16 protein-coding genes are annotated in these 15,708 nt (G+C 70.8%); 7 read left to right on the top strand and 9 right to left on the bottom strand.

Going from position 1 to position 15,708, the window contains the following annotated elements; all coding sequences use genetic code 11:
• Positions 1-105 precede the first annotated feature (105 nt).
• The 6 genes from AB0389_RS34090 to AB0389_RS34065 all read left to right on the top strand — a co-directional run bounded on the left by AB0389_RS34090 (position 106) and on the right by AB0389_RS34065 (position 5,622).
• Entirely contained in the window at positions 106-882 is a 777-nt protein-coding gene (locus AB0389_RS34090; protein ID WP_366399430.1) for an enoyl-CoA hydratase-related protein, read from the top strand.
• 273 nt (positions 883-1,155) lie between these two features.
• Positions 1,156-1,680, top strand: a complete 525-nt coding sequence (locus AB0389_RS34085; RefSeq protein WP_366399429.1) for an ATP-binding protein — start codon at positions 1,156-1,158, stop codon at positions 1,678-1,680.
• Positions 1,681-1,752: 72 nt separating this feature from the next.
• Complete coding sequence (locus AB0389_RS34080; RefSeq protein WP_366399428.1) at positions 1,753-2,535, top strand: polysaccharide deacetylase family protein; 783 nt, start codon at positions 1,753-1,755, stop codon at positions 2,533-2,535.
• Positions 2,535-3,803, top strand: a complete 1,269-nt coding sequence (locus AB0389_RS34075; protein WP_366399427.1) for a hypothetical protein — start codon at positions 2,535-2,537, stop codon at positions 3,801-3,803. The genes AB0389_RS34080 and AB0389_RS34075 overlap by 1 nt, the downstream gene beginning before the upstream one ends.
• Positions 3,804-3,864: 61 nt before the next feature.
• Positions 3,865-4,539: an ADP-ribosyltransferase gene (locus tag AB0389_RS34070; RefSeq protein WP_366399426.1), complete on the top strand. Its 675-nt coding sequence runs from the start codon at positions 3,865-3,867 to the stop codon at positions 4,537-4,539.
• Between the two features lie 75 nt (positions 4,540-4,614).
• Complete coding sequence (locus AB0389_RS34065; RefSeq protein ID WP_366399425.1) at positions 4,615-5,622, top strand: CopD family protein; 1,008 nt, start codon at positions 4,615-4,617, stop codon at positions 5,620-5,622.
• Between the two features lie 21 nt (positions 5,623-5,643).
• On the opposite strand, the gene AB0389_RS34060 is transcribed toward AB0389_RS34065, so the two are convergent.
• Entirely contained in the window at positions 5,644-7,062 is a 1,419-nt protein-coding gene (locus AB0389_RS34060; RefSeq protein WP_366399424.1) for a glycoside-pentoside-hexuronide (GPH):cation symporter, read from the bottom strand.
• Positions 7,059-8,687 carry an alpha-amylase family glycosyl hydrolase gene (locus AB0389_RS34055; protein WP_366399423.1) on the bottom strand — a complete coding sequence of 543 codons (1,629 nt, stop codon included), beginning with the start codon at positions 8,685-8,687 and terminating at the stop codon, positions 7,059-7,061. The genes AB0389_RS34060 and AB0389_RS34055 overlap by 4 nt, the downstream gene beginning before the upstream one ends.
• 257 nt (positions 8,688-8,944) lie before the next feature.
• Here AB0389_RS34055 and AB0389_RS34050 point away from each other — a divergent pair, with 257 nt between their 5' ends.
• On the top strand, positions 8,945-9,634 hold the full coding sequence (locus tag AB0389_RS34050; protein WP_366399422.1) for a TetR/AcrR family transcriptional regulator C-terminal domain-containing protein: 690 nt from the start codon (positions 8,945-8,947) through the stop codon (positions 9,632-9,634).
• 68 nt (positions 9,635-9,702) lie between these two features.
• On the opposite strand, the gene AB0389_RS34045 is transcribed toward AB0389_RS34050, so the two are convergent.
• The 7 genes from AB0389_RS34045 to AB0389_RS34015 are packed head-to-tail and all read right to left on the bottom strand — an operon-like array spanning position 9,703 to position 15,655.
• On the bottom strand, positions 9,703-10,266 hold the full coding sequence (locus tag AB0389_RS34045; RefSeq protein ID WP_366399421.1) for an MOSC domain-containing protein: 564 nt from the start codon (positions 10,264-10,266) through the stop codon (positions 9,703-9,705).
• A gap of 7 nt (positions 10,267-10,273) precedes the next feature.
• Positions 10,274-10,537: a phosphopantetheine-binding protein gene (locus AB0389_RS34040; RefSeq protein ID WP_366399420.1), complete on the bottom strand. Its 264-nt coding sequence runs from the start codon at positions 10,535-10,537 to the stop codon at positions 10,274-10,276.
• A gap of 4 nt (positions 10,538-10,541) precedes the next feature.
• Positions 10,542-11,546 (bottom strand): nitronate monooxygenase, encoded by a 1,005-nt coding sequence (locus tag AB0389_RS34035; RefSeq protein ID WP_366399419.1) that lies wholly within the window; start codon positions 11,544-11,546, stop codon positions 10,542-10,544.
• Positions 11,543-12,433 (bottom strand): aminoacyl--tRNA ligase-related protein, encoded by an 891-nt coding sequence (locus AB0389_RS34030; protein ID WP_366399418.1) that lies wholly within the window; start codon positions 12,431-12,433, stop codon positions 11,543-11,545. The genes AB0389_RS34035 and AB0389_RS34030 overlap by 4 nt, the downstream gene beginning before the upstream one ends.
• The gene (locus AB0389_RS34025) at positions 12,426-13,310 is read right to left on the bottom strand and encodes a diiron oxygenase (RefSeq protein WP_366399417.1); all 885 of its coding nucleotides are present in this window, start codon (positions 13,308-13,310) and stop codon (positions 12,426-12,428) included. Before AB0389_RS34025 ends, AB0389_RS34030 begins: the two co-directional genes overlap by 8 nt.
• A 38-nt stretch (positions 13,311-13,348) precedes the next feature.
• Positions 13,349-14,359 carry an inositol monophosphatase family protein gene (locus AB0389_RS34020; RefSeq protein WP_366399416.1) on the bottom strand — a complete coding sequence of 337 codons (1,011 nt, stop codon included), beginning with the start codon at positions 14,357-14,359 and terminating at the stop codon, positions 13,349-13,351.
• Positions 14,360-14,386: 27 nt separating this feature from the next.
• Complete coding sequence (locus AB0389_RS34015; protein WP_366399415.1) at positions 14,387-15,655, bottom strand: aspartate aminotransferase family protein; 1,269 nt, start codon at positions 15,653-15,655, stop codon at positions 14,387-14,389.
• Positions 15,656-15,708 lie beyond the last annotated feature (53 nt).

Genomic DNA, 15,708 nt, shown 5'->3' with positions numbered 1-15,708 from the left:
CTAGTAGCTCCGCTACGAGGGCCTCTCGGCGCCTTGCGATCGCACGCACCACGCCCCGCTCCCTGATCCAGATCACAACCCCACACAGGCCCTAACCTGCGAAGCATGGTTGATGCGAATGTGACTCTCGAAGTGTCCGGCGGCGTCGGTACGATCCGGCTCGACCGCCCTCCGATGAACGCGCTCGACACCGCCCTCCAGGATCGGCTGCGCGAGCTGGCCGAGGAGGCGGGCCGCCGCGACGACGTGCGCGCCGTGATCCTGTACGGCGGTGAGAAGGTCTTCGCGGCCGGCGCCGACATCAAGGAGATGCTGGGGCTGGACCACACGGCGATGGTGCTGCGCTCCCGGGCGCTCCAGGAGTCGTTCAGCGCCGTGGCCCGTATCCCCAAGCCCGTGGTCGCGGCGGTCACCGGGTACGCGCTGGGCGGCGGCTGCGAGCTGGCGCTCTGCGCCGACTTCCGGATCGCCGCCGACAACGCCAAGCTCGGCCAGCCCGAGATCCTGCTCGGGCTGATCCCCGGCGCGGGCGGCACCCAGCGGCTCGCCCGGCTGATCGGGCCGTCCCGCGCCAAGGACCTCATCTTCACCGGCCGTCAGGTCCGGGCCGACGAGGCGCTGACACTCGGTCTGGTGGACCGGGTGGTCCCGGCGGCGGACGTGTACGACGAGGCGCACGCCTGGGCCGCGAAGCTGGCGCAGGGCCCGGCGCTCGCCCTGCGCGCCGCCAAGGAGTCGGTCGACCTGGGGCTGGAGACCGACCTGGAGAGCGGACTCGCGATCGAACGGAACTGGTTCGCAGGGCTGTTCGCCACCGAGGACCGTGAGCGCGGGATGCGGTCCTTCGTGGCGGAGGGTCCCGGGAAGGCCAAGTTCCTCTGAGAGCGGAGCAGTTGGACACGGAGCGTGTATATGTGGGATACGCGCTGTCGCCGCGTCAACTCGGCTACCGACTTAACCGCGCCTTAAAGGAACCTTAAGTTATCCGTCTTCATCACCCCTGGTGATCAATTCGGCGCATCTCGTTACCGCAGGTCAGTATGGGTGCACGCGTGTTCGCACTGCCACCGGCATATGCGGTGAAGGCCCCCCGGAGTCACCCGTTCCGGGGGGTCGATTCCCCTGGAACGCCCCCGGAGTCGGCCCTCTGCGGCCATGATGGGAGGCATGGCGGGCCTGGAGGATGTGGAGCAGCCGCGGCAGCGCGGCAACGCGGCCGCCGGGCGGTTCATACCGTCCGTCGAGAGCGAACAGGCGCTCGGGGTGCTGGAGTTGTTCGGCGACCCGACCAAGGCGGAGGTGCGGCTGCCGTCCCGCCCCGAATCCGCCTCCGCCGCCCGCCGGATCACCCACACGGTGGTGGTGAACCGGTGGTCGCTCTCGCCGCAGACGGCGGAGCACGCGGTACTGCTCGTCTCGGAGCTGGTCGGCAACGCGGTGCGGCACACCGGCGCGCAGGTGTTCGGGTTACGGATGGTGCACCGGCGCGGCTGGATCAGATTCGAGGTGCGCGACCCCTCGCGCGGACTGCCCTGTCTGATGCCGGTGCGCGAGATGGACACCAGCGGGCGCGGGCTCTTCCTGGTGGACAAGCTCTCCGACCGCTGGGGCGTGGATCTGCTGCCCCGCGGCAAGACCACCTGGTTCGAGATGCGGATCGCCGACCGTCAGGTGCCGTGAGGCGCCGACCCGTAAACGCCGCCAAACGCGTCAATCGTCACGTTTCACCCTTCTTCCCCCTTAAATGGGTGCGTGATTCCGATCGACCGTCGCAGTGCACTGCGCGCAGCAGCCGGAGCGGCCGTCGCGGGCGCCCTCGCCACCGGCTGTACGGACGGTACGGCCGCCCCCGTACCGTCCGGCGCCCGTACCAACGCCAACGCCACCCCCGCGCGGGCCCCCGCACCCGCTCCCGCGCCCCGGCGATTTCCCGGGCAGCCCGCCGAGATCGAACACGGCCCCCGCGACCGGGCCAGGGTCGCCCTCACCTTCCACGGCCAGGGCGACCCCGCCACCGCGACCGCCGTGATCAAGGAGGCGGAACGGGCAGGCGCCCGGATCACCGTGCTCGCCGTCGGCACCTGGCTCGACGAACACCCCTCCCTGGCCCGCCGGATCCTCGACGGCGGCCACGACCTCGGCAACCACACGCTGCACCACACCGATATCTCCGACATGGCCGAGGCGGAGGCGTACGCCGAGATCACCGGCTGCGCCGAGCGGCTGCGCCGGCTCACCGGCTCCATCGGCACCTGGTTCCGGCCCTCCCGTACCCAGCACGCCACCCCGCTCGTCCGGCGGCTCGCCGCGCGGGCCGGCTATCCGCATGTCCTCTCCTACGACGTCGACTCCCTCGACTTCACCTCGCCCGGCGCCACCGCCGTCACCCGCAACGTCACCGAGCGGGTCCGTGACGGCTCGGTGGTGAGCCTGCACTTCGGCTACGCGGACACGGTCGCCGCGCTGCCCGCCCTCCTCGACGCACTGGATCGCCGCGGTCTGCGCGCGGTGACGACCACGGAGCTGCTGACCTGATGCACCACCGCACGCCTTCCCCCACCACCCGCACACCTCTCACCGGCCGAACCGGCCGAACCGGCCGAACCGTTCGGACCAGCAGGAGCGGCCGGACCACGGCCCTGCTGCTCACCGCCGCCCTCGCCCTCCTCGCGGGCTGCGGCGGCTCCGACCCGGGATCCGGCGACGGCGCGCGGGCGGAGGCCGCCGCCACCAAGGCCGCGCCCGTCGCCGTACCCAAGGTGGTCGTACCGCCAGGACTGCCCGGCATGCCGCCGGTGCGCGACCCCAAGGACATCTACGCGGCCGACCGGCCCGGCATGCTCTCGCCGGTCGTCAAGAACTTCCCCTCCCGTGTCTACGTCCCCAACACCCACTCCGACACCGTCACCGTCATCGATCCGGCGACGTACAAGGTCATCGACACCATCGACGTCGGGCGGCAGCCGCAGCACGTCGTGCCCTCCTGGGACCTCAAGACCCTCTGGGTCAACAACAACCGCGGCCATACGCTCACCCCGATCGACCCCGCCACCGGCAAGGCCGGCGAGCCCGTCGAGGTGCACGACCCGTACAACCTGTACTTCACGCCCAACGGCAAGTACGCGATCGTCATGGCCTCGCTCGACCGGGAACTCGTCTTCCGCGACCCGCACACCATGAAGATCCTCAAGACCGAGCCGGTCACCTGCGCGGGCGTCAACCACGCGGACTTCTCCGCCGACGGCAGGTACTTCATCGTGTCGTGCGAGTTCTCCGGCGAACTCCTCAAGGTCGACACGGAGAAGATGAAGGTCATCGGCCAGCAGAAGCTGGACTTCGACGGCGCGATGCCGCAGGACGTCAAGATCTCGCCCGACGGCCGGACGTTCTACATCGCCGACATGATGGCCGACGGCATGTGGGTGCTGGACGGCGCCAAGTTCACCGCGCCGAAGCTGCTGCCCACCGGCAAGGGCTGCCACGGCCTCTACGTCAGCCGGAACTCCAAGGAGATGTACATCTCCAACCGGGGCGAGGGCACCGTCTCCATCTTCGACTTCACCAAGAACCGGCTCACCAAGAAGTGGCACCTGCCCGACGGCGGCAGCCCCGACATGGGCGGCGTCTCGGCCGACGGCAAGGTGCTGTGGCTCTCCGGGCGGTACGACTCGGAGGTGTACGCGCTCGACACCGCCACCGGCAAGGAGCTCGCCCGGATCCCGGTGGGCGGCGGTCCGCACGGGCTCGCGGTCTATCCGCAGCCCGGCCGCTACTCGCTCGGCCACACCGGCGTCTTCCGCTGACACGCCCCCGGACGGGTGAGGGTCCACGGCCCGCCGCCGTACGGCATGGAGGGTGCACCCCATGACCGCTTCACGTTTCCGGCGGCGGACCGCGGCCTTCGCCCTGTCCGTGTCCGCACTGCTCGTCCCGGCCGGCGCGGCCTCCTTCGCCGCCGATGACGCTTCAGCCGCTTCCGACCCTCCGATCACTTCCGACCCTCCGATCACTTCCGACGCTCCGGCCGCTTCCGATGCTCTGGTCGATCCCGGCTCCTGTCCGTCCGTGACGGACCCGCTGTTCGCGGCGGCGGACCGGAGCGTCGAGGCCGACCGCATCACCCCGGCGCCGTCCTGGCGCACCGACTGCCGGCAGCTCTACCGCACGGAGTCCCGGGAGCCGGAGACCGTCTTCGAGCAGGGCTTCCTGCCGAAGGCGCCGGCCGACGGCCAGTACGACATCGCGCAGCACGTCGCGGCCCGGCAGGACTCGCCGTACGTCCTCACGACGTACGACCACGACCTGTACAAGCGGCACACGAAGAGCGCCTACAACTACTACATCGACGCCCCCGGCGGTATCGACCTGAACCGGACGATCGGCGCCGGCCACCGCTGGGCGGCCGAGGCGGCGGTCGCCTTCCCCGGGGGCATCTCCCGTGAACTGATCGTCGGCGCCTGCCGCGTCGACCCGGCGAGGAAGACCGAGATCATGGCCGAGTGCCAGGACAATCCGCACTACAAGCCCTGGCGCGGCTGAGACGCCGGCCCCGTGACTACCGCATTCGCCGTAGTCACGTTTGCCGAGCGGCCGGTCGGGTTGGAGGATCGACCGGTGATACTCCCGGGTCCGTCCGCCGAAGACACCAGCAGTTCAGCCGCCCGTCCCGACGGTCCAGGCTCCGACCCCGACCCCGGGGCCGGTCCGGCCCGGCGCGGATCCGCCCGTACGGTCGGTCTCGCCGTCGGGGGCGCGCTTCTCGCGCTCCTCGTCGCGCTGTTCGGCGCGGGGGTCGCCGCCCGGGGCACCGGCGAGCTGCGCATTCCCGCCGCCGGTGTCACGACCGCGCTGCGCGCCGTCGTCTTCGTGGCCCTCGCGCTGCACCTCGGCGAGCTGGCCGGTGTCCGGCTCGCCAGGAGCGGGGCCGTACCCCGGAGCCTCGCCTCCGCCGCCGCGCTGACCGGCGCGGCGGGCGCCGCCGGGCAGATCGTGCTGCTGGCCGGGGTCAGCGGCCTCGACATCACCGATGTCTACGGCACGGTGGAGGGCCGTCTCCTCCTCGTCATGGCCAACGGCTTCCTGCTGGCCGCCGGGTGCGTGGCGCTCGACCGCCCCCGGCTCGCCGTGTTCCCGCTGGCCGTGGTGGTCGGCGCGGAGGCCCTGCGGGCGCACCCCGAGCCGTACACCCCGATGCTGGGCGCCGCGCTCACCGTCGTCCATCTCAGCGCCGCCGCCCTGTGGTGCGGCGGGCTGCTCCATGTGCTGCGCACGATGTGGCTGCGGCGCGCCGACCCGCCCGGTGCCCGGGCGGTGCTCGCGCGCTACGCCCGGCTCGCGGGCCGGCTCCTCGCCGCGCTCGTCGCCACCGGCACGGTATCCACGCTGCGTCGGCTGCCCGTGGATACCGTCCTCACGACGGCGTACGGCCGCGTGCTCATCGCCAAGCTCCTGCTGGTCGCGGTGGCCGCCGGTCTCGCCCTCGCGGCGCGCGGCCGGCTCCGCGCCGCTCGTACCGACCCCACCGCACCCGCCCACGTCGAGCTGGCCGTACTGGCCCTGGTTCTGCTGCTCTCCGCGATCCTGACGGTGGTCCCCGACCCGCACTGGCTCAGCACCCGGTGAGGCGCTCCCCGGGCTGCCGGGCTACTGCCTGGCGCGCAGGTCGGTGACGATCCGGTCGAAGTGCTCTCCGTCGAGCCGGTAGTTCCTCATCACGCCGATGACCGTGAAGGTCGCCAGGATGGGGACCACGGTGATCAGGAGCAGCACGCCGAATTCGGCGCCGGAGGACTGCGTGGTGTTCGCGACGAATCCGGCCACCGACAGAATCAGGCCGGTGATGACTCCGCTGACCGCCGACCCCAGCTTCTCCATGCCGATGAAGGCGGCGTAGACGATTCCCTCGGCCCGGTGGCCCGACTTCCACTCGCCGTACTCGACGGTGTCGGGGATGACTCCCCAGATGATGGACCGGGTCATCCCGAAGCCCGCGCTGGCGAGGCTGCCGAGGACGAACACCCAGACGATCTTGTCGTGGAGGAAGAACAGCCCGCCCAGGCCGAGGATGGTGACCACCTGCGCGGTGATGGTCGCCGAGCGCTTTCCCGTCGTGCGCACCAGATACGGGACGCCGACCATTGCGGCGAACATGACGAGTGTGCTGACCAGTTGGAAGAGCGGGAACATGCCGTCGCGGTCGAGGTTGTACTTGAAGAAGTACACCATCGCGCTGAGATGGATGCCGGCCGCGAGGGTGGAGGAGAAGTTGAAGGCCAGGACGCGGAAGAGCGGACGGTTGCCCGAGAGCGTCTTCAGCTGCGAGCGCAGCGAGGGCGCCGGGCCGGACGGCGCGGGCTCCGCCGATCCGTCGCCGGTTCCGTCGCCGATTCCCTTGGTGCCGGCGAAGACGATGACGAGGGTGAGCGCGGCGACCAGCGCGTAGGCGCCCATCACCACAGGGAAGCCCACCTTCTCCGAGCCGAACTGCCGGACGAAGAGCAGCGTGCCCGCGTTGACGGCGAGGATCGCCACGGTGCCGGTCAGCTCGCGGTAGCCGCTGATGGAGCTGCGCTGGTAGTAGTCGCCGGACAGGCTGGGCAGCATCGAGGCGTACGCGACGTTGACCACCGCGTAGGCGATGCTGAACAGGCTGTAGACGACGGTGGCGTACAGCAGCTTCATGCCGTCGCCCAGGCCCGGCGCGGTGAAGCAGAGCACCGCCAGGGCGCCCAGCGGGAGCGGACCGAAGAGCAGATACGGCCGGAACTTGCCCCACCGGCTGCGCGTGCGGTCGATGGCGACCCCGATGGCCGGGTCGGCGAACAGGTCGATGATCCGCGCGATCAGCAGCACGCTGCCCGCGGCGGCGGCCGTGAGCCCGAAGACGTCCGTGTAGAAGTACAGGAGGTACACGGCGACGGACTGGTAGAGCAGGTTCATCCCGATGTTGCCGGTGATGTACGACAGCACCTGCTTACGCGGGACGGCGGACGGTGGTACCTGCGGCGGCAGCGGCGGGCTCGCGCTCGCGTCGGTGCCCGCTTCCGTGACGTGTGGGCTCATGGCTGACACTCCACTGCTGGTACGGGGGCGGCGAGCGGGCGTCCTGAGTAGAGCACCACGGCCTCCCAGGGCCCGATCTTGTTGCCGCCGTCACTGTCCGCGAGGTCGCGGATCGTGCGGCTGGAGAGTACGACCGGGTCACCGGCGATCGACAGGGGCTGGGGCTCGTCCGAGAAGTTCGCGACGACGGTCAGCGGACCGCTCGCGAAGCTCCAGCGGGTGTCCGAGACCTCGATCTCCCGGTAGTCGGCGACGGCGCCGGCGAAGGCCTCCGTACGCAGCTCGATGAGGGACCTGACCAGCGTCAGCGTGGAGAGCGGGTCCTCGCGCTGGTCGGCGACGTTGAGGCCCTCGTCGGCCGGCAGCGGCAGCCACGGGGTTCCCGAGCTGAAGCCGCCGTTGGCCGTACGGTCCCAGCGCATGGGCGCCCGGGCGTTGTCGCGGGGCCACTGGCCGTTCTTGCCTCCGGCGGTGAGCGGGTCGCGCTGCTGGTGCGGCGGGATGTCGCTGTCGGTCATGCCGAGCTCGTCGCCGTAGTAGAGGACGAAGGTGCCGGGGAGAGTGGCCAGAATGGTCTGCGCCAGGCGCGTCTTGCGGCTGTCGCCGCCGGCCCACCGGGTGGCCAGACGGGGGAGGTCGTGGTTGGAGCCGGCCCAGACGGGACAGGAGCCGGCCGGGAACGAGGCCAGCGAGTCGGCGACGACACGGGCCAGCGCGGGCGCCTCGAACGGCGCGAAGATGAAGGGGAAGTTGAAGCCGAGCTGGAGCTGGTCGTTGTCGCCGTAGTAGGGGGCCAGCTCGTCGACGCGGGCCACCCAGGTCTCGCCCAGCAGCAGCGGCGGCTCGGGGCGCTCCTCGGCGCGCCGGCGCCAGTCGCGGTAGACGTCGTGGACCTCGGGCTGGTTGAAGTTGTGGACGTGCTGGAGCCCGTAACGGCCCTGTACCTCGGTGCCGTAGATGTAGGCGCCTTCGTGCCGCGGGTTGTCGCGCAGTTGCGCGTCTTTGTAGAGACCGTTGGCCACGTCGATACGGAAGCCGGAGATTCCGCGGTCGAACCAGAAGTCCATGATGGCGTCGAATTCCTGGTGAACCGCCGGGTTCCACCAATTCAGGTCCGGCTGTTCCGGCAGGAAGTTGTGGAAGAAGTACGTGCCGGCTTTCTCGTCCCAGGTCCACGCGGGATCGCCGGTGTCGTCCACCCAGTTGTTGGGGAGCGAGCCGTCGGCCTTGGCCGGCGCCCAGACGTAGTAGTCGCGGTACGGGGAGGCCGCCGAGGAGCGGGCCTCGACGAACCAGGGGTGCTCACTGCTGGTGTGGTTCGCGACGAGGTCCAGCATGACGCGTATGCCGCGCTCCTTGGCCCGCGCGATCAGCCGGTCCATGGCGTCGAGCGTACCCAGGTCGGAGTGGACGTCCCGGTAGTCGCTGACGTCGTAGCCCCAGTCGTGGTTCGGCGACGGCATCGTGGGGGAGAGCCAGAGGCCGTCGATGCCGAGCCACTGGAGATGGTCGAGGCGGTCGGTCAGGCCCTGGATGTCTCCGTGGCCGTCCCCGTCGCTGTCCTGGAAGGACCGGACATAGGCGTGGTAGAGCGAGCCGCCATGCCACCAAGATGATTGGTTCACGAAGATACCTGTCCTGTTCCGCGTCGTCACTGACGCACTCCGGTAAACAACCCGCAAAACGAATATGGATTCGTTTGGCTGGTAGCATGACCCCGCGGGGTGAGGCCGTCAAAGCCCGAAACGAATGGCATTCGTTAAACGGGCTCCGGACCTCCGGAATTCAGCGGGACGCGCGGCGGGATTACGGCGGCGGGATACGGCGGCGCGGTACGACGGCGGGGTACGGCGGAGAACGACGCGATACGGAGGGGAACGCGATGGCGCGGCCCAGCAAGCCCCTGCTCTCCCCGGAGATCATCGTCGGGGCGGCACTGGAGATGACGGCCGAGACCGGCGGCTTCACCGTTCCCGAACTGGCGAAGCGCCTCGGCGTCCGGCCCTCGTCGCTCTACAACCACGTCAGCGGGCGTGCGGAGATCATCGAACTCATCCGCCGCCAGATGCACGAGGCGATGGCGGTCCGGGTCGATGTGAACGCGGACTGGCCCGACGTCGTCCGGCTCGTGGCCTCGGCCCACCGCGCCTCGATGGCCAGGCACCCCTGGCTGATCCCGCTGCTGGCGACCTCACCGGCGGATCTGGACACCTCGATCACCACGATCGAGAACGTGGCGACGGTTCTGTCGAAGGCGGGCTTCACCGACCAGGACGTCCTGATGACCATCGCCATGATGGACATCATCACGATCGGCGCGAGCCTGGACCTCGTATCGCCGCAGAACCTCTATCCGCCCGAGGTCCTCGCGGAGACGGCCACCCTCGCCCGTATCACCCGCTCCGTCCCCGCGGGCACCCCCCGCGCCGACGCCGCCTTCGAGTTCACCGTCGAGCTGGTCATCGACGCCCTCAGGACCCGGCTGTCCCGCTCGCGCCGGGCGGCGGTGGCCGCCGACGCCGCGACGGCCGCCGCCACGGGTGCCGCGACCGCCCGGCACGCGACCGGCTGAAGTCGGCGAGATCCCGAGGACGTGGCGTCTGCCGGCAGCTTCCAACTGCCGGGACACGAGCTCGACCGCTACCTCTGATCGGAAAGAGGCCCACGCACCGGGTGAGCGTCGCGGCCCGGGGCGGCTTGGCCGGCGCGCGGGGCTTCGGCGGGCCACAGGGGGTCGCCGACGCGCAGGAGGCCGCCGCGCAGGATCTCGGCACGCAGGCCGCCCCGGTGGATGAGGCCGCGCAGGACGCCGGGGCGGGTGAGCTGTTCCAGGCGGGCGCAGGGTTCGCTGGGGCGCTGGCCGCGCAGGGTGACCTCGCCGACCTGGAACTCCTTGCCGACCAGCGAGAGCAGCCGTACTCCGGTGCAGACGACGTTGCGGCGGCTCTCCGACGCGGTGATGCGCACCCCGTGTTCGTGCTCCAGCGCCTCGATGGCCTCCAGCTCGATGAGGCTGATCTGGCAGACGCCTGAGGCCCGTCCGACGCCGCGTTCCGGCGCCGCCGGATCGCCCGGCAGCTCCCGGTAGTTGCGGTCGCCGAGGAGACCCCGTCCCGCGACGGCCCACACCGCCGCCACGGGGTGCGGCGGGTCTCCGGGCGCGGCGGCGATGTGCAGCGAGCGGACGACGCCGAATCCGGTCACGGCGGCCTCACCCGGTCCGCTCGGAGGAGAAGAAGTTCTCCGAGATGGCCCGCAGCGTCCTGAAGCGGTCCACGTCGAGTTCCTTGAGGGGAAGTTCGCGGCCGATGAGGTCCTCCAGCAGCAGGACGAACTCCATGAAGCTGAGGGAGTCCACGATCCGGTGCTCGATGAGGTCGAGATCGAGATCCGGCTCGTCCCCGTACCGGCCCATGGCGTCGGGGTTGCGCTGCCGCAGCCAGTCGATGACCGCCGTGAGCGGGGTGTCTTCCATGGGGTCACTCCTCCGTGAACACGTTGCCGCCGGCTGCCAGACACTCCTGGTACTCCTGAAACTCCTGACGCAGCCGGCGCACCAGATGGCCGGCCGGCCCCCGCCCGGACACTCCCGCGCAGGACACTCCGCAGTACATCGCCATCTCCGCCACCCGGCCGGTGGTCCGCGCGACCGGGACCGCCGCGCTGTACCGGGGCACGGGCAGCCGGCGCCCGCCTGCCTCGGTGACGGCGATGAACGTGGCGGGGCGGCGCTGCCCGGAACCGGTCAGCGGATTGCGCAGGACCCGGTGGCGGCGGCCGGGCCAGCCGATGTCGAACACCGAGGTGACGACCGTGTCCCGGGACCCGGCCGCCACCACCCGGTCCTTGAAGAGCGGGTGGGCGGCGGACTCCGTGGACGGTACGAAAAGGGTGCCCGCCATGGCTCCGTCGGCCCCGTCCGCCACCGCGCGCGCGAGATCCCGGCCGGAGGCGATCCCTCCGGCGAGGACGAGTACGGCCCGGGGCAGCCGGGCCCGGGTCTCCCGCAGCAGCACGCCCCCGGGCAGGCTCCCGAGCAGGTGGCCGCCCGCCTCGACGCCCTGGAGCACGACGGCGTGGCTGCCCATCCGGCAGGCCAGTTCCGCCTCCCCGGGCGTGCCGACCTGGATCAGCAGGCCGCGGTCGGCCGCGCGCACCCGGCGGGCCGCCTCGGCGCCAGGCAGCCCGAAGAAGGAGACGAATCCGTGCCGGGGCAGCCTCTCCAGCGCAGCGTCGAGCCGGTCCAGACAGCCGTTCTCGGAGAGCACTTCGGGGACGAGGTTCACCCCGAACGGGCGGCCGGTGGCCTCCGCCACCCGGGTCACCAGAGCGCGGACCCGCTCGGGCGGCTCCTTGTAGAGCGCGAGCGTGCCGGCCGCCCCCGCGCCGGAGACGGCCAGACACAGCTCGGGGCCGGCGACTCCGCCCATACCGGCCTGGACCAGGGGCAGTTCCAGGCCGAGCAGGGAGGCGAGAGCGGTCATCCCGGGGCCTCCGCCCGCCGTACCGCCTCGTCGGCCGCCTGCCGTACCGCCCGGTCGGCCGCCCGCAGATCGCCCTCGAACCGGTCGTCGAGCGCGTGCAGCCACCGCTCCAGGCCGAAGGCCACACAGCCGGTGAAGGCCGGGCTGCCCCGGTAGGTGAGACCGCGGCGTTCACCGAAGAAGTTGCGGTGGTGGTTGGCCGAGGCGAGGGCGGTGCCGTCGCGGTGCAGATACTCCTCCTTGACGGGGGAGAGCCGCTGCATCAGGGAGCGGGCGCCGTCCTTCTCGAAGAACGGGTCGGTGGCGGGCGCCCGGTCCAGCGACAGGCCGAGTGCCGCGCCGAAGCCCGCGATCAGGCCGTGGTACCGCTCCACATGGGCGTGGACGTCCTCGGTGGAACCCACGCACACGATTTCCCGCATCGTGAACCCGCGCAGCCGCCGCAGGCCGTCGTAGTGGTCCTCGTTACGGAAGCAGGTGGCGGCCGTGGTGATCGTCAGCGGCTCCGTGAGGCGGACACCGGAGAGGTCCAGGAAACAGGCGTAGCAGGCGGCGGACGGCAGCAGGAGCGCGGCGTCGGCCAGGTCGGCGGCAGGCAGCGGCCCGGCGCCGCCGGCCTGGGCGTGGTGACCGAGCCGGTCCTCGCGGAGCCGGGTCACGGCGCCGCCGAGATGGGGGAAGTTGCGGAAGTAGTCGAGCGACCGCAGCGCGCCGACGTCGAGCAGCGGCGGGTAGCTCCGCCGTACGGCGCCGCCCGCCAGCCCCCAGCCGGTGAAGACCGCGTCGAGGGAGCGCGACAGCAGGACGGCCGGCTCGTCCAGCGTCGCCAGTCCGTCCGACACGGACCAGGCGGCCCGTCCCGTCGTACCGTTGCCCGGGTCAGGCATCGAGCACTCCCATGCGGACCAGCGAGTCGGTGGTCTTGCGCAGCACCCGCTGGTGGGCGGCGTGCCGGGCCGGGTGGGCGAGCAGCCGCTGCCGCAGGGCGAAGCCGTCCGGGATTCCCGCGTCGCGGTAGACGGCGGGACTGTAGAAGGACTCGACGCTGTGGGCGATGTACCGCCGGAGGTAGGCCCGGATGTCCTGGCGTACGCGGTCGTCGATCCCCGACGCGGTCAGTTCGTCCCACAGGAGGTGCACGAGGCGGCGGCCGAAGGCGATGTGGCGGGACTCGTCCTGGTGGTGGAGGGCGTTGATGTGGCGGATGGTGGCGTGGAGCTGTGCGTCCTGGGCGAGGTGCGCGTTGTAGTGGTCGACGATCTGCTCGAACACCAGGATGCGGGCGAAGACGAGGAAGTTCTCGATCCTCGGGTCCGGTTGGGCCGCGGCGGCGGGGGAGCGGAGCTTCTTCTCCGGGTAGATCTTGCCGCCGTAGCGCAGACAGAAGGTGGCGAAGAACCACATGTGGTCGTTCTCCTCGCCCACGAAGTGGTGGAAGAACTCCGAGGGCACCTCGAATCCGGGGGTGTGCACCCGGCGCATCACCTCGATCAGCAGATCCCTGATCCCGTGCACGTTGAGGGAGTAGAAGTTGACGCTCTCCCAGCGGCTGAGCCGCTTGAGCTGGTCCGGTGTCAGGTCGTCGGCGTACTCGGTGCCGTGGACCGTCAGGAGCTCCCGGGACATCCAGTAGGCGTCCTCGGGCAGGGCCTTGGGCCAGTCGAACGTGGTGAAGGGGTTGTAGTAGTCGGCGGTCGCCTTCTCCGAGAGCCGGTCGAGCAGGGTCCGGAACTCGTCGCTGTGCTCTGGCAGTACGGAGTGCACTCGGGCCTCCCCTGGTGGATACGGGCGCGGTCGGCGTCTCAGCCCGTCGGTCCCGCGGCGGTGCTCGTCGGGCCTGCGGGGGTGCGCGGCGGTTCTGCGACGGTGCGCGGCGGGTCGGTGGCGGGCTCCGGATGCCACCGGATCGCCTCCAGCAGGGCCCGGTGCAGCTCGGGAGTGGAGGCCGCGACGCAGGAACGCTGGTTGTCGACGCCCAGATCGGTGAGCACGGTGTCGCCGAGGGGCTTACCGAAGGCGTCCGTGATGGTCACGCCCGCCTGTTCGGCCAGCAGGACGGCCGCGGCGATGTCGTACGGGAACAGGTGCAGTACGGCCCCGTTGCCCACCCTCCGGAACTCCGGCAGCAGGGCGGGGTCCTCGCGCAGGAGCCGATTGCCGATGTCGACATAGGCGTCCAGCTGGCCGGTGATCAGGCGGGAGATCGAGAACGTCGCGCTGTTGAAGACGAAGACGCCGCCGGTGTTGGCGGAGCGGTCGATGAGATGGCCGTACGCCCGGGTCATCAACGCGGCCGGGTGGCCGTTGAATTCGAGCGACCACATCATGCGGTCGAGCTCCGCCGTGGAGCTGAGGCACGGGACCGTACGGTCGTACCCCAGGGCCTCGATGCCCTCGGACCCGCGTTCCGTGTAGAGGCTCGCGCCGGTGTCCAGCTCCAGGAGGAGGGCGTGCGAGACGTCCGCGATGGTGGGCGCCCCCGTCAGCGGGGCCACCGCCACCGAGACCGTCGACAGGCCGAGCCCGGCCACCGCGGGACGCGTCCCGTCGATGGGGTCCACGACCAGGAGGTGCTCGGGCGCGTGTCCGTGGTGCTGGAGTCCGCCGTCCTCGGAGTACAGGGCGACGGGCAGATCCTGGCCGACGATGTACTTCCAGGCCGCCGCCTCGGCCACGTCGTCCAGGCCGAACTGGGCGTCACCGCCCGGGGAGTGCCCGCGTACCAGTCGGCTGGCGGCCTGGTGCCGGGCCGCGACGACCTCGCGGCGGACGGTGCCGGCCAGCCCGTGCACGTACTCCCTCATGCCCCGCATCGGGTACTCCCTCGCTCGTAACCGCCTTCATCGGATCTCCGCGGCGAACAGTGCGTCGAGCCGGTCGCACATGAGGTCCGCCTCGGTGTGGGTCATGATCAGCGGTGGGCGGATCTTGACGACGTTGCCCCGCCCGTAGCGCGAGGTGCGCAGGATCAGCCCGTGGTCCATGCCCCGTTCGGCCAGGAGCTGCGCCAGCGCGGTGCTGGGCGCGCCGTCCTCGTCGCCCAGTTCGATGCCGATCATCAGACCGAGACCGCGCACATCCACGACGCACGCGTGACGGCGGGCGAGTTCGCGCAGCCGCTCCATGACGTGCGCCCCGACGGAGCGGACGTTCTCCAGGAAGCCGGGGCGCGCGATCACGTCGAGGGTCCTGGCGGCGGCGGCTGCCGCGAGGATGTTCCCGCCGTAGGTGAAGGAGTGGTGGTCGGCGCCGAGCCCCGTCATCCGCTCGTCGGCGAGTACGGCGGCCACCTGGGCGCCGGAGCCGCCGAGGCCCTTGCCGGTGGTGAGGATGTCGGGAGCGACCCCGAAGTGTTCGGCCGCGAACATCCGGCCGACCCGCCCGATCCCCGTCTGGATCTCGTCGAAGACCAGGGCGATACCGCGCTCGTCGCACAGGGTCCGCAGCGCCTGGAGGTAGCCGTCGGGGGGCACGATGTTCCCGCCGCTGCCGGACACCGGCTCCACGACGATGCAGGCCACGTCTCCGTTGCTGCCGTAGTCGATGAAGTCGTTGACGCGCTCCACGCACAGCAGGCCACAGGTGTCGGGCCGCTGCTTGTAGAAGCAGCGGAGGCAGTACGGGTCGGGGACGTGCAGCACGCCGGGCATCAGATGGGGGAACGGCGCCTTGCGGAAGGACTCGCCGGACATCGTGGTGGTCAGCATGGTCTGGCCGTGATGGCTGCGGAACAGGGTGATCACTCCGCTGCGGCCCGTGCTCACCTGGGCCATCTTCACCGCGCCCTCGTTGGCGGTGGAGCCGCCGGAGACCTTGAGGTGGACACGGGCGAGATTCTCGGGGCTCACCTCGACCAGCCGCCGTACCAGCTCGTTGACCGGAGCGGTCTGGAAGGCCGAGGTGGCGTGTATCAGCCGCTCCGCCTGCTCCTGCATGGCCTTGACGATCTCCGGATGCCCGTATCCGAGGCTGAGATTGAATGTGCCGGAGGCGCAGTCGATATACTCCCCGCCCTCCGCGTCATACAGATGGATTCCCTCGCCGTGGTCCATCAGGTACTCACCGACGGGATAGTAGATCAATTTTCTGACATCCGTGGAGTCAGCCATGTGTCTCCTGCCGAAGTCGCGGCCATGCAGGCATTGATCAGACGGTCATCGGA

Source organism: Streptomyces sp. NPDC093109 (assembly GCF_040701725.1).
GTDB lineage: Bacteria > Actinomycetota > Actinomycetes > Streptomycetales > Streptomycetaceae > Streptomyces.
This window is presented reverse-complemented; position numbering and strand designations above follow the sequence as displayed.

Bases quoted from the DNA above. Each gene is read 5' to 3' on its own strand.
- AB0389_RS34040 (WP_366399420.1), bottom strand. From the start codon at position 10,537: ATGGAAGACACCCCGCTCACGGCGGTCATCGACTGGCTGCGGCAGCGC.
- AB0389_RS34030 (WP_366399418.1), bottom strand. From the start codon at position 12,433: ATGCCTGACCCGGGCAACGGTACGACGGGACGGGCCGCCTGGTCCGTG.
- AB0389_RS34035 (WP_366399419.1), bottom strand. From the start codon at position 11,546: ATGACCGCTCTCGCCTCCCTGCTCGGCCTGGAACTGCCCCTGGTCCAG.
- AB0389_RS34070 (WP_366399426.1), top strand. From the start codon at position 3,865: ATGACCGCTTCACGTTTCCGGCGGCGGACCGCGGCCTTCGCCCTGTCC.
- AB0389_RS34020 (WP_366399416.1), bottom strand. From the start codon at position 14,359: ATGCGGGGCATGAGGGAGTACGTGCACGGGCTGGCCGGCACCGTCCGC.
- AB0389_RS34060 (WP_366399424.1), bottom strand. From the start codon at position 7,062: ATGAGCCCACACGTCACGGAAGCGGGCACCGACGCGAGCGCGAGCCCG.
- AB0389_RS34075 (WP_366399427.1), top strand. From the start codon at position 2,535: ATGCACCACCGCACGCCTTCCCCCACCACCCGCACACCTCTCACCGGC.
- AB0389_RS34050 (WP_366399422.1), top strand. From the start codon at position 8,945: ATGGCGCGGCCCAGCAAGCCCCTGCTCTCCCCGGAGATCATCGTCGGG.
- AB0389_RS34085 (WP_366399429.1), top strand. From the start codon at position 1,156: ATGATGGGAGGCATGGCGGGCCTGGAGGATGTGGAGCAGCCGCGGCAG.
- AB0389_RS34015 (WP_366399415.1), bottom strand. From the start codon at position 15,655: ATGGCTGACTCCACGGATGTCAGAAAATTGATCTACTATCCCGTCGGT.
- AB0389_RS34090 (WP_366399430.1), top strand. From the start codon at position 106: ATGGTTGATGCGAATGTGACTCTCGAAGTGTCCGGCGGCGTCGGTACG.